Here is a 21,125-nt window from a genome sequence, read left to right on the forward strand (position 1 = left end):
ATGATAATAAATAAATTTTCATCACATTTAGCACTAAAGCACTTCAACAACTTTAAAAAGATATTGCTTATATTGGCGTCGTAAGACAAATAGATGTTTTCAATAGCACAGGTATGGTAATTTTAAATTCATTTATTATAATTATGAGTCGCACTTATATTACTTGTTAAAGTAGAACGAAATATAAATCAAACCTTGACGTATACAGCTTAACCTTGAAACTTAACACTAAAATATTCATTTTCAGTTATCACAAATAGCTGACTACATTTTTTTATATTATTAAAGTAGATAGATAAACAAAAATCATTCAGAATAACTAGTATTAAAATTAAATTAATGTCAAAATAAACTTTTTTATGTAATAAAATGCAATTTTGCATCACTCATAAACTTTAACTTTAATCTATGTATCGCTGCCTGTTGCATCAATGCGGCAGTAATCCTCAGGATCCTTGCATTATGGCAATAAGTTTTTTAGATAAAACCGACCTAAAAATCCTGCAAGTTTTACAAGACAACGGTCGTCTTACTAATGTAGAGCTGTCCGAGCGCGTGGCACTATCACCCTCACCTTGCCTGCGCCGGCTAAAGCAGCTTGAAGAATCAGGAATCATCCGTCGCTATGCTGCGCTACTAGACCCAAACCACGTTGCACTTGGATTACAGGCTTTTATTCATGTTAGTGTAAACAAGAATAAACAAAAGCGAGATGAATTTACTCAAGCAGTGCAAAATTGGCCGCACGTTCTAAACTGTTTTGCCTTAACCGGCGAATCAGATTATATTCTTCAAGCTTTTTTTTCCGATATGAATGCTTTCTCACATTTTGTGTTGGAAACATTGCTGGCCACACCAGGGGTGGAAGATGCCAAATCTAGTTTCGTTCTGAGAGAAATCAAGGCAACGACTTCTTTACCACTGGAACACCTGAATATTAGTTAGTATATGAGAAAAACGATGAGTCAGGCACAATCTGATTAATCAATTATTTCTAATGTTAAAACAGTTAATATAGAGGCGATAACGAGATTTATGTCTGCCAATGTCTATTCTGATGATGATATCTCCGCCATTTGCCAGCAATGGCTAGAACGGGCAGTAATCGGCCTGAATCTTTGCCCTTTTGCTCGCAGACCATACCAGCTACACAGACTACGCTTCAGTATCAGCCATGCTAGACATACTGATGCATTTCTTGATTTGCTAGAAAACGAATTACACCTTTTATTACAGACACCAGCCACTGAAATCGAAACCACATTAGTTATTGAACCAAAATTATTCGCTGATTTTGAGGTTTTCCTCGACGTAGTGGCTCTTGCCGAACAAGTTTTAGAAGATATTGATGCCACAGGCACCATTCAGATAGCACCATTCCATCCAAATTTTCAGTTCGCTGATGAACCAGCTGAAGACATTACCAATTATACAAATCGAAGCCCATATCCAATACTGCATCTGATTAGAGAGAGCAGTATAGATCAAGCTGTGGCCGCCTTTCCTGATGCAGGATCCATTTATGAACGCAACAAAACATTATTGCGCACGATGGGTACGGAAGGATGGTCTAGCCTCGGCATAAAGTATCCGCTACAAAAAAAGCACTGAACAGAGATTACATTTATATAGGCCAGAAGAGTACAGGTTAACTAAAGCGCGTCGGTTACAATCTATAGACAATACATCTTAAATATCTTTGATTTAAATTCCTTTTCTCTACTCACTTTTAAAGCAGAAAAAACTTTTCTTCAACCATTTTTTATTTTTGTTGTTAAAATCGCGATTGTTAAAATAAACCACCTTTGTAATGCTTCCGGTATCCCATTTCTCTTCCCTGTCCGCTTTAGCCATTTTGTGCCAAAAAAGTCACATATTGCGCTATATCAGCGCATTTATCGGCTTCTTCATACCTGCTACAGTGCTGGCTGCTGGCTTACCAGCTGATGAACTAAGTCTGTGGTGGTGTCTTCCTTTTATTGGCGTACTTCTTTCCATTGCCGTTAGTCCTTTACTGATACCAAATCTTTGGCATCACCATAGTGGCAAAATTATTGCTATATGGTGCTGTATCTTCCTGCTACCACTATGCTGGCAATTCAGTATCATGACATGTGTTTCACTTGTTCTGCATACTCTACTGCAGGAATATCTGCCATTTATGCTACTGTTACTGGCGCTCTATACCCTTTCTGGGGGTATAGTAATTCGGAATAATGGTATTGGCAGTGTTAAATTAAATGTTTTACTTTTAGCAAGCGGTACCGTTCTGGCTGGACTGATGGGAACGACAGGAGCTTCCATGCTACTCATTCGGCCTATACTGCGTGCCAATGCACAGAGAAGGTATCGTGCTCATATAGTAGTATTTTTCATTTTCTTAGTGGCTAATATCGGTGGAGGTTTAACACCGCTTGGTGACCCACCCTTGTTTCTGGGCTTTCTAAAAGGCGTAGGATTCCAGTGGACATTTAGTCATATGATTTTACCAGTATTGCTGAATACAGTGCTTTTACTAGTCTTGTTTAGCTGTATAGATAATTGGTTATGGCGACGAGAAGCCAGAATTGAGCCTCTATCACAACCACACAAGTCTACATGGACAATTGAGGGTAAAATCAACTTACTGTTTTTGCTGGCAGTAATAGTTATCATACTATTGTCTGGTTTATGTAAAAATTTTCCAATCTGGCAGTTTTTTGGCATAGAAATTAGCTTAATAGCCTGTATTCGTGATGGTTTACTACTACTGATGACCTTATGCGGACTGAAGTACACTCCATCCGCACTGCGTCAGCAGAATGAATTCAACTGGGCACCAATGCAAGAAGTCGGAAAGCTGTTTATCGGCATTTTTATTACCATTGCACCAGTGATGGCAATACTGCAATTAGGATCAGATGGTCAGTTTAAGCCACTAGTCAATTTCATTCACCACAATGGAGCGCCTGTAAATACGCTGTATTTCTGGATGAGTGGTGTTTTATCCGGTTTTCTGGATAATGCGCCAACCTATCTGGTATTTTTTAATCTTGCCGGTGGTGAAGCACAATTACTGATGCTGCAATATCCTAAAACACTGCTGGCTATTTCCATGGGCTCAGTTTTTATGGGAGCACTCAGTTATATTGGCAATGCACCTAATCTGATGATTAAATCAATCGCTGAGCAGCAGCATATCGCCATGCCCAGTTTTTTTGGCTACATGGGTTGGTCTTTAACTATACTTATTCCATTGTTTATTGTAGATACGCTTTTATTTTTTTAATTTATCGAGAAAATAACGGCCTGTAAGGTTAATTTGTTATGCATTTATTGAAATACCTGCAAGCGCAGGGTCTGGGCAGCCGTAAACAATGTCAGGTGCTGATTAAAGATGCCGCTGTACTTATTAACGGGCAGCTTTGTACCGATGCACGTATGGAGATAGAACCATCGAATGTCAGCAGTCTGCAAATTGACGAAGTGAATCTCCCACCTGTGCCATTGCCCTACTTTTATATTCTGCTAAACAAACCTGCTGACTACGAAACTTCACACAAACCTCAGTTTTATCCTAGTGTATTCAGCATATTACCCGAACCACTGCGCCATCTAAATATGCAAGCTGTTGGCCGGCTAGATGCAGACACCACCGGTGTTCTGATTTTGACCAACGATGGCCAGTTTAATCATCGCTGTACCTCGCCTAAACACAAGCTACCTAAAATTTACCGAGTTAGCCTGAAACATGCTGCTGATGAAAGTTTGTGTATGAAGTTACAGCAAGGGGTATTGTTACATGATGACAATGAAACTGTACAAGCAGAAAAGGCTGAACTGACCGACTCCCATACCCTGCTGCTTACCATTACTTCCGGAAAGTATCATCAGGTAAAACGCATGGTTGCAGCTGCGGGTAATCGGGTAGTTGCTTTACACCGTAGCGCATTTGGTCCCTGGCAAGCCGAAGATCTACCGGTAGGTGGCTGGCGTTTTTTTCAACCCGATTTCGATAAACTGCAACATGCTCAATACTGATCTTATTTTTCAGCTGATTAACATCATAGGTACTGTAGCATTTGCTGTGTCTGGCTATTTGGTCGGATTTCGTAAAAGGCTAGACATTCTCGGTGTAATAATCGTTGCTTTACTCACTGCAGTGGGCGGCGGCATGATGCGCGATGCCCTTATCGGACATATTCCGATGATATTTAAAAGCAATACCTCATTGTGGACTATTTTTATTGCGCTTTTATTATCGTGGTTGTTTCATATTCAGTATCAGCGTCACCGAGTTCTTGCAGTATGGTTTGTGGTAGCAGATGCGCTCGGGCTGGCTGCATTTAGCCTGACTGGTGCCGAGGTGGGTTTAGCATTGAAATTAAACTGGTTTGGCGTAGTCACCTTAGCCTTTGTTACTGCAGTGGGTGGCGGGATTCTGCGTGATATTTTAGTCAATGAAGTCCCGATCATTTTGCGTAGTGACATCTATGGAACTATAGCAATATTACTCGGGCTGCTATTATGCATATTGAATCATTGGAATATGGTTACACCATTGAGCATTAATGTGTTGTTTATCAGTGGTGTCATCAGCCGTTTAATCGTTTATCGCTACAACATCACCTTGCCCGGATTTCAAAAAAAGAAAAATTACAAAATATAACAAAAATACATGAACTTTCTCTGCAAAAAACAGTCTAAGTCATTAAGATGATATCCATACGCAGCAACAAGCGTATAACCTCAAGATTTCAAATGCTTTTTAGTATTCTCTTGTCGAAACATTATTTTGGCCCTCTGCTGCTTCTCCCCTTGGCACAGAGGGTTCTTTTTATCTGGAGTGAATTTAATTCATCTACCAGCAATCCTTTTAATCAAGATATCCCCATTTTTATCAAATAAATAACAGCAAGCTGCAAAACTCTTCATAGATGAGCGCTGTTTAACAAACTCAATCCAAACCTCTTTAACGCTAAAGTTCATCATACCATGCTAGTTATTTTTCGCTAAAATGCCGAGTGCAATTCGCAAAAGCTACCATTAAACCGTAAAATAGTTTAAATATTGCTGTTTTTTTTGCTTGAAATCTTATTTTTCAACGCTATGTACAGTAAAGTTAACTTTAGTATTCAAGATATGAAAGTATCCAAATAATGGACAATCGAAAACTACGATATATTGCTTCAGCTGTCATCCTCAGCCTTACTTTGAGCCCTTTAGCAGAAGCCAAACGCATTGGAGGCGGAGGAAACCGTGGTATGTCACGTTCCAACTATTCCAGCACGTATAGCAGCCCTTCCTACCAGTACAACCGCAGCAATTATGCAAATTCTTCGTCTAGCCGTCTAGGTGGAGGTAATAATGCAGGTATGTCACGCTCTTATTCAAACTCTGGACGCAATGATTACCGATACAGTAATAATCAGAACGGTTACGCCAATCAGGCTCAGCCTCGTGGAAACAGTACTGCTCGAGTAATTGGTGCCGGTGTCGCTGGAGCAGCAATTGGTGCATTAGCCGGCCATGCTATGGCAAACCACAACCAGCAGCAACCTGCTACCACCAACGCTAACCCTGCAAGTGATTACAATAGTTCGGTCAAAAATGTTGACAATCAGACCTCTACTGAGGCTAATCAGCAGACACAAATGGCGCAGCCAGAGCAAAAAAGCGGCTTTAGCTGGCTATGGCTTCTCATTATTGTGATTGGCGGAGTCTATTTGTATCGTCGTTTTGCAGCAAAAAAAAATAATCAGGGCAATATACCTTACAATACTCAGCAAAACAGCAATCATTTCGGCACTCAGAACAATAGCAGTAATAGTGCCCGAACCAACATATTTGGTCAAAATCTAAGCAATAATAGCTCTGTCATGCCAAACAATTTTTCGGGTATGGCTGATGGCAGTAATACCGAAGCATTTCTTCGCTTTGCTCGGCAGCGTTTTAATCATGTGCAATCCATGAATAATGCCTCGAATCTGGAAGAAATTAGACGCTACTTTACACCTGAAATGTTTGCCGCCATCCGCGACGATATTATCCAGAATCAGGATACGGCCGAATTCAGCGACCTCAATGCCGAACTGGTTGACAGCACACAGGAAAATGATCAGTACATTGCCAGCGTACGTTTTAGTGGACTGGTCAGTGAAAATCTGGGCAGCCCTCAGCAACCGTTCAGTGAAGTCTGGCATTTTGTTAAACCGCTTAGTAATCAGCAAGAATGGTTAATAGCCGGAATTCAGCAGGATTAATTGAGAACATTGCGTAATATAAATTACGCCGTTTAAAAAAAGCACTGATTAAATCAGTGCTTTTTTTATCATAAAGCTTTGTGAATATTAAGACCAGTACTGAAAGTCCGTTTAGGAGAGGGTTCGAAATAACGGCCATTACTATCATTGACAATCACCGAACCAGTGTAACGTCGATTAAACAGATTATCAATACGTGCGTAGCTGCTTAATGTCCAGCCTCGATAAGCCCATTCATAACCAATATTGGCAGATGCCAGCGCATAACCAGGGGCATGATCAGTATTGCTGTCATTAACGTATATTTTATCCATATAACGAACATCCATACCGCCTTGCCATCCTTGCTTCGGTTGCCATTGCAAACCAAAATACAATTGATTCTGTGCTACTCCCGGTATTTTATTTCCCTTACGCACAGCAACAGCTTTTCCTAGCGCCGGTATATCACTATCAAATTTGGCATCAACATATGAATAGCTAGCCCGCGCCTCCAAATTTTGCCACAGTGTTTTCTGCCAGCCTAACTCTGCGCCATATCTTTTGGTACGGTCAGCATTACGAAATGTACTACGGCCTCCGGCTGATACAGCTGAGACTATATCGTTATGTGACTCAGTGTGAAATGCTGTTGCAGAAAATATTCCCCATTGCTGGTCAAATTTCAGTCCTGCTTCAATAGTATCGCTGGTAGAAGGCTTAAGATTGAAATTAAAACCGGCCATACCATCTGGCCGATAAGCCATTTCAGTAAAAGTAGGCGTTTCAAAACCTTTGCCATAGGCAATATAGGCAGCCGCATCATCCCGGAAATCCCAGCCTAGCGAAATACTGGGCAATAATTTATGGTAACGCAGTGCTCCACTATCATCGCCATTAGCTAGATAATGATCCTGCGTTTTAAAATGTACATTACTATAACGCAAGCCTCCATCCACATGCCATTTCGGCACAAATCGCCACGAAAACTGCATATATGGGTCGAGATTCCATAAAGTATTGTATTCATCCCGACGCAATTTACCCTTTACCCCCAGATGGCTGCCGTTAAAATTATTGTATCCTTGCCGGTCTTCATTCTCACGGTCAAATGCCACTCCCCCAATAAGAGTGAGATTGGGCAAAGTGTTTTTGTTTAGCCAACGCAAATCGGCTCCATAATAATGTCGGGTAAAATCAATCACGCCTCCTGCGTGCTTAGGAGCAGTTTGCGCTTTAGCTGGAATCGACTGATATTGCACTACATGACGACGGCCGGCATAAACCATTGCATATAGACTATTATGCTCATTAATGGGTTTATCCCAAGTTAGACCAGTCTGGCTCTGGTCAATTTCCTTACGCATATTGTAATCCCTGACATTTTGAGCAATCTGGCGCGGATTCTCCTGCCATTGTTCACGTGTCAGTCCACCGGGATCGGCCGCTCTGATGCGTACCTGATTCAGCACCCAATTCAGCGTACTGCCATCATTCAGATTCCATGTAAATTTAGCATTATTCAGTACCTTCCGTGCATCGCTGTGTTCACGATATCCATTGGTATCAAAATAATTAGAACTGATATTATAGGCTGGCAGGTACGCTGATTCGCTCCCACTCTGTAACTGAAATGAAGTTTGCTGCTTAGCAAAACGACTCGTATTGAATCCAAGACTAACACTGGGCTTACCTTCGCCTTCACGGGTAGTTGCCAGTATTGTTCCTCCTGAGGAATTCCCATACAGAGATGAAAAAGGGCCACCAAGCACTTCTATTTTATCTAAAGAGTTCAAATCTATATTAGAAGTCTGCCCTTGCCCATCTGGCATAGAAGCTGGAATACCATCAACGTAAATGCGAATACCACGCACCCCAAAAGTTGAACGCGCGCCAAAACCACGCATCGAAATTTGCATATCCTGAGCATAATTTTCCCGTTCCAGAGCTTGTAAACCCGGAATCCCTTTTAGGGCATCGGAAATATTCGTTTTAGGTGTATCAGTTAGCGCTCTGGCATTAACGGTATGCACAGAGGCTGCTGTATCCAGCCACGATGCATGCGTGCGTAAAGCAGTTACTTCTATATCTGGCAACTGAGCATTATCTTTATCTTCTGCATAAACAGCAGCAGGCAACATAGCCAGTGACAAAACCAATTTCTTCAAGTGTGTGTAAGACATAATTATCAAATGTTGGAATAAGTAATATACATAAAAAGTAAATTTTTCAAAGAAATATTATTTGTAAATATTTACTTCCTAAATCAAAGATACATAAATATAACAGAAATATTTATATATTCTGAAATAGACATAAAATAAGCAGCTATTTATCTGTAAATATTGACAAAAATAATAATCAAAGCAAAAAATATTTAAAAAATATTAATAACAGCAGCTTATCAGTAAACATTGATTACTCAAGCTACTAACTGTACTCACTCACACCTGAAGTTTTTTCTGCACAGACTGCATCTACAATATCAGCTAATAAAAAAAGCTGCCGGTTTTTACCAGACAGCTTTGTATACATTCACAAACCGCTACAATAATGGGCCGACGAGACGCACAGAATTTTCGACTAGTCCCCACCATTTGGAACGCGCCTGCCATGCTTTAAGTTCAATATAGTCACAATCACGCAGATAGCCATTTTGTAAAGCAACAATCTTTTCCGTCATACCTTCATCATAAATGGCCAGACTAATTTCCATATTAAGATAAAAACTGCGCATATCCATATTAACCGTTCCAAAAAGCGTATAATCACTGTCAACAGTTAGTGTTTTAGCATGCAACAAACCACCTTTAAACAAAGCAATTTTAACACCGGCCTGAAGCAACATCGGATAATAAGCTCGAGAAGCATATTTAACCAGTTTCGAATCTACAGCCTCAGGTACAATCAAGGTTACTTCCACCCCTCGAGTAGCTGCTGTAGTCAGTGCCAGTAGCAAAGCATCATCCGGTACAAAATATGGGGTTGTAATCATAATCCGGCGTGTCGCGGCATGAATAGCGTTCACAATCGTGTCATAAATCACCGGACTTCCCTGTTCAGGTGCTGATGGAATTACCTGTACTACCACTCCGGTCTTTTCTTTTTGTGCAACCTGCAAATTTTGCATTAGAGCTTGTTTGCCATAGCTGTCTACCCATTGCTGTACCTGCATCAAATTAGATTCGGTCTCTACAGCCATATCACCGGCAAACACAGCAGCTAGTGGCTGAACCAAACTGCCTTCACAGCGCATCATCACATCCACCCACTGTCCGACACCAGCATTCTTTTTAAAAAACCGAGGATCCACCAGATTAAAACTACCGGTATAGCCAATTTTCTGGTCGATTACTGCAATCTTGCGATGATTACGCAAATCTGCACGGACAAAAAATGTACGCCACAGCTGTATAGGTAACGCTTCTGTTAAAGTAATACCAGCACTGCGTAATCGCCGCGGCCAGTCACTACGCCAGAATCTAGCGCTGCCAATACTGTCCACCAGCATACTGGTCACCACACCTCGTTGAGCAGCCGCCATAGCATCATTCAGCAAATCGACAATCACACCCTGAGGATCAACAATATAAAAAGCCAGCAGGCAGCTCGTTTTGGCCTGCTGAATATCATGGCGGATAGCAGAAATAATTTCCTCATCATGTGTCAGCAAAGTTAGATGATTGTACTCAGTAGCCTCAAAACCCGTTTTGTCTGCTGCAATCAGGCTGATTCCATGATAGCGCTCATTCAGACCACTACAAGCATGCTGATTGAAATCATGAAGATAGGTGTCACTGAATTTATGATAAAATTTCACCAGTTCCCGCTGGCGCCGCAATCGGCGCGAACCGAGTCTGGGTTCACCAATCAGCAAATAAGCCACAGCACCTACAAGAGGAAACGCCATCAGCATTAATATCCAAGCAACAGAAACACCTGTATTACGCTGGTGATACAACACCCGTACCATCAGTACAGTCACCACCAACACGTGTAAAACAACAAAAATTTCTGCCCAAGGAATATTGTGTAACATAAAAGCTGACCTGTTGTTCTTAAACACAAAAAATGATTAATTATAAAAATAAAGCAACTAAGAATAAATACGCAAATAAAATAACAGCCAGACAAAAATCTGGCAGGTACCGGAATCATCACTTCCTGTGCCTGCCTGTACATTAAGGTAATTTAGCTGAAAACTGTATGAGCCCCGTAGTTGTCAGTATCTAATGATGACTAAATCTGATGATATGGAGCTGACAAATTATGTACTGCTTCTACAGCAAACTTTACCATTTCTGGATCAGTATATTGATTAATTCCATGTCCTAAATTAAACACATGGCCGCTACCTTTACCATAATCGGTCAGTAAACGACGCACTTCACATTCAATACTTTCAGAATTACCAAATAATGCCAACGGGTCAAGATTTCCCTGCAAAGCTACTCGATCACCAGCTAACTTACGTGCCTGATGTAAATTTACAGTCCAATCCACCCCCAAAGCTTCGATTTCCAAATCAGCCAGCTGGTCAAGCCACTGCCCACCGCCCTTGGTAAACACAATTACTGGTACTTGCCGGCCATCTGCTTCTCTCTGCAAGCCTGAAATCACCTGTTGCAGATAGCGTAAATCAAACTCCTGAAAAGCTGCATCACTCAGAATACCGCCCCAAGTATCAAAAATCTGCACAGCCTGAGCACCTGCTCTGATTTGCTCATTCAAGTAAAGACTAACCGTTTGTGCATTGATATCCAGAATATGATGCAATAACTGCGGCCGCTGGTACATCATAGTTTTTAATAAACGAAAATCTCGGCTACCGCTACCTTCAACCATGTAGCAGGCCAATGTAAACGGGCTACCACTGAAACCAATCAATGGCACACGTCCGTTTAAAGCCCGCCGAATACTGTTTACAGCATCAAACACATAGCGCAACCGCTGCATATCCGGTACATGCAACCGCTGTACATCTTGCTCCTGCCGAAGCGGATTCATAAACTTAGGCCCCTCGCCTTCCACAAAGTGCAAGCCCAGACCCATGGCATCAGGTACAGTCAGAATATCTGAAAAAAGTATCGCCGCATCCAGTGCAAAGCGCTCCAGTGGTTGCAATGTTACTTCTGTAGCCAGCTCGGTATTATGGCATAACGCCAGAAAACTACCAGCCTTAGCGCGAGTAGCGCGGTATTCAGGCAAGTAACGTCCAGCCTGACGCATCAGCCATACTGGCGTGTACTCTACTGGCTGTTTCAATAAAGCTCGTAAAAAAGTATCGTTATGTAACACTGCCATAGTCTACCTCAGGCAGTCAGCAAAAAAAGTACTGACTGCCTGTAAAATCAAAATAAAAAATTACAATTCATCATCATTACTGATACTGGACAGAATCTGATTACGCTGCTCTTCTGCGGCCTCATTTTCACCCGATTGCTCCAGCACTTTTGCCAGCAACAATCTGGTCACATTATTGTTTTTCGCTTGCAAGCTCGCTTCTAAATAATTTTTCGCCTTACCCCATAATTGCTGCTGGTAGCTCATCTCTCCCATCAGCAATAACAAATCCGCATTATGTGGCTCCTGTTGTAACCATTTATCCGCTGCTATCATATTTTTTTGCTGTTCTTTACTGCTCAAAAACTGGTTAGCGTGATTAAAAGCAGGTAACAATGCAGCATCATGGCTACGTGGATAATATTTCTTTACCCATTTCACAGCCTGTGTATACATCCCTAGCTGTAAATACTTTTCTGCAATATCTGCATTCAACAAGCTTTCTTGTTCGTCCACTGGTATTGATTTGAGACTATTTTTCAGTTCAACAGGATTTTTGGCTTCAGCCAGTAATTGCCGGTAAGCCCAATATCTATATTGCTGTTGTTCACTATCACTTAATGCACTTGCACGGCTCAGTTTATCCACTTGCTGCAATACTCCTCGTGCATCATACTGATCCCAGTCATAGCGTAGTTGTAGTTTCACAAGCTGAGTTAAATTCGGATTGATTTTGGCAGCAGCATCCAATGCATTCTTAGCCTGCAGCTCATTGTGCTGAGCCAGAGCTGATTGACTAAGCAGCAGATAACGTGAGAGTTGCTGTTTTTCGGGCAGCTTGGCCACCTCGTTTAAATAGCGGTCTCGAGTACTCATATCATCCATTTGGTCTGCACTGTGAGCAGCCAGCAATAAAGCCAGTGATCGGCTATGCTGACCCTGTTTATTGCGCAGCACTCGTTCAGCCTCTCGGGCAGCAAACTGATAGCGTCCTTCAAAATAAGCCAAACCAGCATGATTCAAGGCCATTTCAACCTGATGGCGCTGATGATTTATGCGCCAATGTTGCCAATGGCCGGGGAGATGCACAAAACCCATAACAATGCGCAGCAAAATATACAGCATTACCACCGTCAAAAGCACCATACCGATAAAGAGCTGCAGATTAATACGTATCAACGTCTGTTCTACGACAATATAAACATCACCACTGTAATACTTGGCACCCAGTACCACAGCTACAGCCACTATAAATAGTATAATCAACCATAACAAAGATCTCATAATGAATGTTCTCCCTGCACGGCAGAAGCTGCTGTTGCATTTTTAGCGCTTTCCGCACTGGCTGCTTTTGCTGAATGAGTTTCGGCCACAGCAGAAGCACTGCTGGCACTTGAAGCACTTAAATCTGGCAACGCAGTTGACATATCCATACCAGCCTGATGCTGATAATCTCGCACTGCTGCCAAACTTGCAGAAAGATTACTGTCCTGATTGGTCTGAACATTCAACATTTTCAGTTGAGACAGCTCTTTAAGCCAAGATTGTGTCGCCGCAGAGCTACCATCAAAATACTGTTTAACCGTGGCCTCGGCTGTGTTCAAATCAGCGGCATAAACCTCACTACGCCGCTGAATCAGCGCAATACGCGCATCCAACAAACGCAGACGTAGATTTTCTCGTACAAAATAAATTTGTTCCGGCGACATTAACATCGAATCATTATGATTGATATGCCGAACTTCAACCATACTACTTAGCGAATGCAGTGTAGCTTGCCACGTACGCTGCCACCATGATGCATTTGGATTAATAGTTGCCGTACCAGAAGAGACATTAGGCTGCAACTGATTATCAACCACTAAAGGTAACCCCGCGACGCCAGATTCCAGACGATTTAGACGCAAAGAAGCACTAGCTACATCAAGATATGGACGACCTTTTAAGTTTTCGAGATCACTACTGATGGCTTTTTTAATTGGTAGTAACTGAGGTTGGTCAAAACGTGCCAAACGACTATCCAGATTTTCCAGCACATTTACGGCCACCGGAACATTACCCGATATCAGCAACTGCTGTGCAGCCAGATTTAGCGTAGCCTCAATCTCATCAACCAACCAATCAGTGCGGCTTTTTACCAGCTCCTGATAAGCACGAGTCAGACGGTCAACATTATCACCCTGTGTTTTCTGCTGCGTTTGCAAATCTTGCAACTGCTTACTTAATTCATCAACCAGCGCCAAACTTGTTTCCACCGTAGCCGCGGTTTTACTGGCTCCAATACCTGCATTTTCGATTTTCTGATCAAATTGCAGTTGCTGATTTTTCAGCAGATTCTGTCCCTCGACAAATAAAAATCCACTGGCACCCAATGCAAGTATCGACAGTACCAAAGCACCCAGTGCTATTCCCTTACCCGTACCAGATACTTGTTTTACTGAAGCTGGCCGGCTGGTTTCTTGAGGTACAGACATTCCTGATCCTGTGTTGTTTTTTTGAAAATCTTTAGTTTGATGGATGCCGGCTTTTTGTTTATCTGAAGGTTCAGCTGCCGCGGATGTAGTCGATTCAGGAGGTACACGCACTTCACCTTGTGTATTCACCAGCAATGGCTGCTTACCTTGCTCCGGAGACTGACCAGACTGCGTATCTTGTTGTTCACTCATTCGGTATACTCCCTGCACGATAATTGGGACAACAGCTCAGCAGAACAACTATCACACTGTACTGTCTGAATGCAAAATTTCCAATCCACGCTGTAAATCCGATACCAGCATCGTAGCTACATCATAACTCGACAGCGCTGCTTCCACACGTGGATGGTGAACTAAGTATAACAAGCTTTTGCCAATTGCGTACAAATCTGGCGGCATCTGCGAAAACCACGCATTTACAGCAGCACTTGTCGTCATATAAACAGCCTTCAAACGCTTTTCTTTAAGTGGCTGCCTCAATACTGACCAATTAAGCAGCTGTGGCTGGCGCTCATACACTTCAGCCAGCTCAACCTGCCATCCTTGCTGACCTAGCTTGTCAACCAGCAATTCACGACCGCCAACACCCCTAATCAGCATCATCCTTCCATTTTTCTGATGCCATATAGCTAAACGTAAAACTGCTTCACTATCATTGCCATCAAGCGGATAAACTACCTGTTTAAAACCGTAAGCAACTAACACTTTTGCTGTAGCCGCGCCTACAGCCACATGCATTACATTATCAGACTGAACAAGATATTTGGCAGCAATGTGCACTGCGCTAGGGCTGACCCACACAATAACATCTTGTTTCAAGCTGCGCTCAGCCAGCTGCTGCAAGATATCATCAAAAGGTAGCAACTGCTGATACTCCATTAATAATGGCTGCCATCCAGCACGAATACAGCTTTCTATATCAGCAGCCGCAGCCTGTCGCGGACGCATCAATACAATGCTGGGATGAGTAATCATTGACCGGACAGCACTTCATTAATCAAGTCTCTGGCGCCCAAACTGGCTAATTTTTGTGCCACGTTTAAACCCAGTTGTTCCGTATCACTCATAGAAGCCTGCGCGCTAGCACGCAGCACCGTTTTTCCATCAACAGAAGAAACCAAACCAAACAATTCAAGCGTACCAGAGCTTTCAACACAATAAGCAGCCAAAGGGACTTGACAGCTACCACCCAAAAACTTTGCCATGGTTCGTTCTGCCGTCACACAAGCCGCTGTAACTGCATGATGAAGAGGCTGCAATAAGTGTAATAAATCAGTCCGGTGAGAAGCCACCTCAATTGCCAGTGCACCTTGACCAGCCGCAGGTATGGAAATTTCAACCGGCAAAATGCTACGGATACGATGATCTAAACCCAAACGTTCCAAACCAGCAGCAGCAAGAATAATAGCTGCATATTCTTGTTTATCTAATTTACTGAGGCGGGTCTGCACATTACCGCGCAAAGGTTTTATGTGTAAATTCGGATAGTGCAATCGAAGCTGAGCTTCGCGGCGCAGACTAGATGTGCCAACAATGGCTCCTTCTGGCAATTCCGACAGATGGGCATACTGTTGTGAAACAAAAGCATCAAAAGGATTAGCCCGCTCAGTTATAGCAGCCAGAACAAAACCTTCTGGCAACTCCATAGGTACATCCTTAAGTGAATGAACCGCAATATCGGCGGTTCCTGCTTGCAATGCCCATTCCAGCTCTTTGATAAACAGTCCTTTACCACCTATTTTAGACAAAGACTGGCTTAGTATCTGGTCACCCTTTGTCGTCATACCTTGAATAGTGATAGATATATTAGGATAAAGCACCTGCAAACACTGCTGTATGTGTCGTGCTTGCCACATAGCCAGTGCGCTTTCACGACTAGCAATGACCAAATTATTTTTTTTCATACCAAGACACATAAAACCAAAAATTAAAACATAAATTTTAGCATTAACTGTAAATTAAGCTGCATTTACTTACACAACCCAATATGTATTCAAAGTCAAGCTTCAGTTCGTAACAATAACTCATCAACCAGACCACTTACACCAGCTTGAGCAGATGCACGAATGATTTGTATATTCTGCAGCCCTTCAAGTGGTTGAGGATCAACCAGAAAAATTTCTGCAGATCTTGCCGCATAGTGAAACAGACCTGCAGCCGGATATACTTGCAAAGATGTGCCAACAATGATAACTATATCAGCACAACGCATTAGTTGAATGGCAGAGTCAATCATCGGCACAGTCTCTCCAAACCACACAATATGCGGCCGCATCTGGAAACCGTGATTATCTTTATCTTCCAGCGTCTGATCTGAAAAACAATCGACAATATAATTTTCATCAACACTACTTCTTGCTTTTAACAGTTCACCATGTAAGTGTAGTACATGACTACTACCAGCACGCTCATGCAAATCATCTACATTCTGCGTGATAATATTAACATCGTATCTTGTTTCCAGATTTTTTAGTGCTAAATGAGCCGTATTAGGTTGAGCTCTTAGCAACTTCCGCCTTAAAAGATTATAAAATTCTAAAACTCGTTCAGGATGGCGCTCAAAAGCCTCAGGTGTAGCAATATCCTCAATTTTTTCACCATCCCATAATCCACCATGATTACGGAAAGTCTGCAAACCACTTTCTGCACTGATGCCCGAACCTGTCAACACAACAATTTTATGCCGGCCTATAGACGAATGCTTACTCATATGTGCACAAAAGCTTTAATTGCAGCTTTTAGTCTTTGCAAGCCAGTCTGCAAATCAGCATCAGTCAATAGCAGACTAGGTGCAAAGCGTAAGACATTATTACCTGCCACCAAAACCAGCAAGCCATGCTGCAAAGCCAGCTGCATTAATTGCGCAGCCCGTCCATTGTAATTATCAGACATTACACAACCAAGCAATAAACCCTGTCCTCTTACCTGAGCAAACACACCAGATGCAGCAGATAATTCCTGCAAACCTTCCTTCAATTTTTCACCTTGCCGCAAAACATTCTGTATGGTCTCAGGCGTATTTATAATATCAAATGCCGCACAGCCCACCGCACACGCTAGCGGATTGCCACCAAAGGTACTGCCATGACTACCAGGCGTAAAACTGCGGCCAACAGCTTCTGTCGTCAACATAGCACCTATAGGAATCCCACAACCCAGTGCTTTAGCAGTTGAAACAATATCCGGCCGGATATCATAATACTGATGTGCAAACAACTTACCGGTACGTCCCATCCCCGTTTGCACTTCATCAAGAATCAACAAAGCTTGATGACGATCGCAGGCACGACGTGCCGCCTGCAAAAATGCTTCTGTTACAGGCAATACACCACTTTCACCTTGAATCGGTTCAATAACTACCGCACAGGTTTTATCATTGACCGCTGCATCAATAGCAGCAACATCATTAAACGGAATATGCCGGATACCAGCAGGCAAGGGCGCAAAATCATTACTGTATTTGGATTGACCGCCTACAGAGACAGTAAAAAGCGTACGACCATGAAATCCATTAATACAAGCAATTATTTCGTGTTTTCCTGTATCAGGAAAATGGTCACGCGCGTATTTTCGGGCCAGTTTAAAAGCAGCTTCATTGGCTTCTGCGCCAGAATTACAAAAAAATACTTGCTCAGCAAATGTGTGTTTTACCAGACGCTCAGCCAAATTCTGTGCCGGTTGGGTGGTATAAATATTGGAAATGTGCCATAACTTATGTGCCTGTTCCATCAACGCATTAATCAGAAGCGGATGACAGTGACCCAAAGCATTCACAGCAATACCACCTGCTAAATCTATGTATTCCTGCCCGTTATCATCCCATACATGGCTACCTTCAGCACGAATAGGCAGCATAGGTGCAAAACTAAAATTAGGTGTTAAATAATTATGCATATTTCTCTCTATTAATCTATACATTTATCATAATCAGAGGTAATCAGGTTCTGATATCTCGCTGTATCATAAACCTGATGAACAAAAAAAGAAAACATACCTACAACTGATTCAGTAAAGATTAACCTGAATAAAATATCAGCTTCACAATAAGCTTATATAAAGTAAAAAGATAAAATGCGAACATTTTTCAAATTTCCAAACTTATATGTTTAGCATTTATCATAAGTTTTATGCAAAAAACTATTTAGATAACTAATTTCCATAACATCTATCCAGACAAAAACCTTCATCAAAATAGACAGAAAAATTAATCATAACTCATTAAAATTTGAAATAAATATCAAATATGAAGTACCAATTAAATCATAATTCTCATATGTTATTCATAAAACCAGAATAACTCTTAAAGCTAAATTCTTAAAACTAAAAACAGATTTATTAGTCAATTACAAAGGTTTGAATTAGTGCATTTTTAAAAGAATATTCTGAAGGAATTGTTTATTTATCTCTGCAGTGTTCAGAATTACCTTAATTATAAATCTAAGACTGAAACAAATAAGGGAAATATTCGATCAGAAACTTATAAATACTTTTTATAAAAAGCCGAAAAATCATAAATCCACAAACTATTTTTTCAACTAACCTATGGCTGCAGTATAAATCGGCTATAACTAATTTCTAATGAACCTCATTTATAATAGTAATCAGCAATTTAGATTCAAAATAATTACTAGCATTTTGCACAAAATAAATATAAGAGATTGATTTAAAGAAGTCTACTTATAAAAAAACAGATTTCACATTTGGCGCAAACGATTAATTCGGTTATCCAACGTTGGATGGGTGCTAAACAAAGAGTCATCCGACTCACTGGCAATTCCCAGAGCAGACATACCAGTCGGCAACTGACTGGTTTCACCTTTCAACCGCTGCAAAGCAGCGATCATTTTTGGTGCGCCCACTAAACGCGCAGCACCTGCATCTGCCCGATACTCACGCTGACGGCTAAACCACATCACAACTAGACTGGCCAAAAAACCAAATATAATCTGCAAAATCAGACTTATCGCAAAGTAGGCACCCTGAGACACTTCTCCATTTTCATCTCTGGCCATAACATCTGCAATACGGCGTGCCCAGAAAAACACAAATGTATTAACCACACCCTGTAACAATGTCATTGTCACCATATCACCATTACCAATATGTGCCATTTCATGAGCCAGCACAGCTTCTACTTCATCCTGAGACATACCATGTAACAAACCAGTACTCACCGCGACCAGTGAGCTATTTTTAGTAGCACCAGTCGCAAAAGCGTTGGGCTCTGGAGAATCATAAATCGCCACTTCCGGCATAGTAATATTCCACTGATTTGCCAGCCGAGCTACAGTGTTTAGTAGCCATGCCTCCGCAGCACTTTGAGGTTGACCAATTATCTGACCATCAACCGAAGCAAGAGCTAGCGATTTTGACATCAACAAAGAGATAAACGAACCGGTAAAACCCACTACAGCTGCCACTAACAACAAACTGCTGGTCGTATTACTGTTAAGCCTAATACCCAAAAATGCACATAAGATGTACAGAACAATATTAATAACGATAATAACGGCTAGATTTGTAGCAATAAACAATAAAATGCGTTTCACATTATGCCCTTTTAATTTCTGCAGAATTTAATCAGCACAATATCATATTGACATATAAAAATCTAAATACCAAACTTGGAACAAACAGTTTATAAATCAGAAGTCACAAACAAAAATTATCATATAAGTTAAAGAAATGATTTAATTCACGAATTCAACTTTGAAAAGTGACATTCTGTATAGAGAAAGAAACATTTAAGTCAAAAGAATATAGCGATGATTAAAACAGACTAATCCCTAAATACGTACCTCTCCATGTCCCAAAACAATCCACTTCTGGCTGGTTAAACCCTGCAATCCTACTGGACCTCGTACATGGATTTTATCAGTAGATATACCAATTTCAGCCCCAAGACCATACTCATAGCCATCTGCAAAACGAGTAGACGCATTCAGCATAACACTAGCAGAGTCTACAGCACGTAGAAAAAGCTGAGCATGTAGTAAATCATTGGTTACAATACTATCAGTATGATGGCTGCCAAAATGATTTATATGCTCTATAGCGTCTTCAATATTGGCTACTACCTTTATAGACAGAATTGGAGCCAAATATTCAGTAGACCAATCCTCCTCAGTAGCCGGTAAAACATCATCCTTCAAAATCTGCACAGTTTGCGCACAGCCACGTAATTCAACATTTTTCTCAGCATACTTTTGCTGTAACAAAGGTAATAATTTTTTTGCTTGGCTAGCATGAATCAATAAGGTTTCCATAGTATTGCAAGTACCATAGCGCGAAGTCTTCGCGTTTATAGCTATATCAACTGCCATTTCTGCAGAAGCGGAAGCGTCAATATAAACATGACAAATACCATCAAGATGTTTGATTACCGGTACCCGGGATTTTTCCTTCACTCTTTGCACCAGCCCTTTACCGCCACGTGGAATAATCACATCAATATATTCGGGCAGATTAAGCAGCACATCAACACCTGCACGATCAGTCTCAGTAATCAGATTAACAGCAGCTTGGGGTATTCCAGTTTCAATCAAAGCAGAATTGATGACAGCAGCAATAGCTTTATTGCTATTAATGGCTTCACTTCCACCGCGTAATAAACAACTATTACCAGCTTTCAGACATAAAATCGCCGCATCCAGCGTCACATTCGGGCGTGATTCATAAATCATACCAATTACACCAAGCGGAACACGCATTTTACCAACGGTGATACCACTGTGCAGAGTTCTAAAATCATCCATTTCACCTACTGGATCAGGCAGTGCCGCAACCTTATGAACACCTTCAATCATCGCATCAATACTACGATTGCTCAGATGCAGACGATCAAGTAAAGCAGCATCCAATCCCTGCAAACGTGCTGCCTTCATATCTGCTTCATTGGCTGCAAGAATAAGGTGCTGTTGTGCAGCTAGATTATTAGCAATCAGCATTAAAGCCTGATTTTTTTGTGCAGCAGAAACTCTAGTCAGAGAATAAAAAGCCTCTTTAGCTGCTTTAGCCGTTTCAGTAATATATTTGGTCAATTCCACGTGAATTTACTTTCCAGAAAAAAACACTAAAATCATTCTTATTCTCATATAAAATCACAAAGAATACATTTACCCAATTACAACTACCCTTGCATATACCC

At 41.4% G+C, this 21,125-nt stretch carries 17 protein-coding genes; 6 read left to right on the forward strand and 11 right to left on the reverse strand.

The genetic code is table 11. From position 1 onward, the window contains the following. Positions 1-462 precede the first annotated feature (462 nt). The 6 genes from BHC43_RS08705 to BHC43_RS08730 all read left to right on the forward strand — a co-directional run bounded on the left by BHC43_RS08705 (position 463) and on the right by BHC43_RS08730 (position 6,242). Positions 463-945, forward strand: a complete 483-nt coding sequence (locus tag BHC43_RS08705; RefSeq protein WP_100141327.1) for an Lrp/AsnC family transcriptional regulator — start codon at positions 463-465, stop codon at positions 943-945. Positions 946-1,035: 90 nt separating this feature from the next. After that, on the forward strand, positions 1,036-1,611 hold the full coding sequence (locus BHC43_RS08710) for a DUF1415 domain-containing protein (protein ID WP_100157137.1): 576 nt from the start codon (positions 1,036-1,038) through the stop codon (positions 1,609-1,611). A 199-nt stretch (positions 1,612-1,810) separates the two neighbouring features. Next, positions 1,811-3,268: a sodium:proton antiporter gene (locus tag BHC43_RS08715; protein ID WP_100157138.1), complete on the forward strand. Its 1,458-nt coding sequence runs from the start codon at positions 1,811-1,813 to the stop codon at positions 3,266-3,268. Positions 3,269-3,306: 38 nt separating this feature from the next. Further along, positions 3,307-4,020, forward strand: a complete 714-nt coding sequence (locus BHC43_RS08720; protein WP_100157139.1) for a pseudouridine synthase — start codon at positions 3,307-3,309, stop codon at positions 4,018-4,020. Continuing rightward, the gene (locus BHC43_RS08725) at positions 4,007-4,648 is read left to right on the forward strand and encodes a trimeric intracellular cation channel family protein (protein ID WP_100157140.1); all 642 of its coding nucleotides are present in this window, start codon (positions 4,007-4,009) and stop codon (positions 4,646-4,648) included. Before BHC43_RS08720 ends, BHC43_RS08725 begins: the two co-directional genes overlap by 14 nt. 490 nt (positions 4,649-5,138) lie before the next feature. Beyond that, positions 5,139-6,242 carry a Tim44 domain-containing protein gene (locus BHC43_RS08730; protein ID WP_100157141.1) on the forward strand — a complete coding sequence of 368 codons (1,104 nt, stop codon included), beginning with the start codon at positions 5,139-5,141 and terminating at the stop codon, positions 6,240-6,242. 68 nt (positions 6,243-6,310) lie between these two features. On the opposite strand, the gene BHC43_RS08735 is transcribed toward BHC43_RS08730, so the two are convergent. The 11 genes from BHC43_RS08735 to BHC43_RS08785 all read right to left on the reverse strand — a co-directional run bounded on the left by BHC43_RS08735 (position 6,311) and on the right by BHC43_RS08785 (position 21,024). Further along, positions 6,311-8,404 carry a TonB-dependent receptor gene (locus tag BHC43_RS08735; protein WP_100157142.1) on the reverse strand — a complete coding sequence of 698 codons (2,094 nt, stop codon included), beginning with the start codon at positions 8,402-8,404 and terminating at the stop codon, positions 6,311-6,313. Positions 8,405-8,766: 362 nt separating this feature from the next. Continuing rightward, positions 8,767-10,260, reverse strand: a complete 1,494-nt coding sequence (gene cls / locus BHC43_RS08740; RefSeq protein ID WP_100157143.1) for a cardiolipin synthase — start codon at positions 10,258-10,260, stop codon at positions 8,767-8,769. A 200-nt stretch (positions 10,261-10,460) separates the two neighbouring features. Beyond that, positions 10,461-11,525, reverse strand: coding sequence for a uroporphyrinogen decarboxylase (gene hemE, locus BHC43_RS08745; RefSeq protein WP_100157144.1), 1,065 nt, complete (start codon positions 11,523-11,525; stop codon positions 10,461-10,463). Between the two features lie 60 nt (positions 11,526-11,585). Beyond that, positions 11,586-12,788, reverse strand: a complete 1,203-nt coding sequence (locus BHC43_RS08750) for a heme biosynthesis HemY N-terminal domain-containing protein (protein WP_100157145.1) — start codon at positions 12,786-12,788, stop codon at positions 11,586-11,588. Beyond that, positions 12,785-14,170 carry a uroporphyrinogen-III C-methyltransferase gene (locus BHC43_RS08755; RefSeq protein ID WP_100157146.1) on the reverse strand — a complete coding sequence of 462 codons (1,386 nt, stop codon included), beginning with the start codon at positions 14,168-14,170 and terminating at the stop codon, positions 12,785-12,787. The genes BHC43_RS08750 and BHC43_RS08755 overlap by 4 nt, the downstream gene beginning before the upstream one ends. 51 nt (positions 14,171-14,221) lie before the next feature. After that, positions 14,222-14,953, reverse strand: coding sequence for a uroporphyrinogen-III synthase (locus BHC43_RS08760; RefSeq protein WP_100157147.1), 732 nt, complete (start codon positions 14,951-14,953; stop codon positions 14,222-14,224). Then, complete coding sequence (gene hemC / locus BHC43_RS08765) at positions 14,950-15,882, reverse strand: hydroxymethylbilane synthase (RefSeq protein WP_100157165.1); 933 nt, start codon at positions 15,880-15,882, stop codon at positions 14,950-14,952. Before hemC ends, BHC43_RS08760 begins: the two co-directional genes overlap by 4 nt. Positions 15,883-15,977: 95 nt before the next feature. Continuing rightward, positions 15,978-16,688 carry a Sir2 family NAD-dependent protein deacetylase gene (locus BHC43_RS08770; protein ID WP_100157148.1) on the reverse strand — a complete coding sequence of 237 codons (711 nt, stop codon included), beginning with the start codon at positions 16,686-16,688 and terminating at the stop codon, positions 15,978-15,980. Continuing rightward, on the reverse strand, positions 16,685-17,872 hold the full coding sequence (locus BHC43_RS08775) for an acetylornithine/succinyldiaminopimelate transaminase (RefSeq protein ID WP_100157149.1): 1,188 nt from the start codon (positions 17,870-17,872) through the stop codon (positions 16,685-16,687). Before BHC43_RS08775 ends, BHC43_RS08770 begins: the two co-directional genes overlap by 4 nt. Before the next feature lie 800 nt (positions 17,873-18,672). Beyond that, positions 18,673-19,527: a protease HtpX gene (gene htpX, locus BHC43_RS08780; RefSeq protein ID WP_100157150.1), complete on the reverse strand. Its 855-nt coding sequence runs from the start codon at positions 19,525-19,527 to the stop codon at positions 18,673-18,675. A gap of 237 nt (positions 19,528-19,764) precedes the next feature. After that, complete coding sequence (locus BHC43_RS08785; RefSeq protein ID WP_257378013.1) at positions 19,765-21,024, reverse strand: glutamate-5-semialdehyde dehydrogenase; 1,260 nt, start codon at positions 21,022-21,024, stop codon at positions 19,765-19,767. Positions 21,025-21,125 lie beyond the last annotated feature (101 nt).

Origin of the sequence: Snodgrassella alvi, from assembly GCF_002777855.1 — a bacterium.
GTDB lineage: Bacteria > Pseudomonadota > Gammaproteobacteria > Burkholderiales > Neisseriaceae > Snodgrassella > Snodgrassella alvi_E.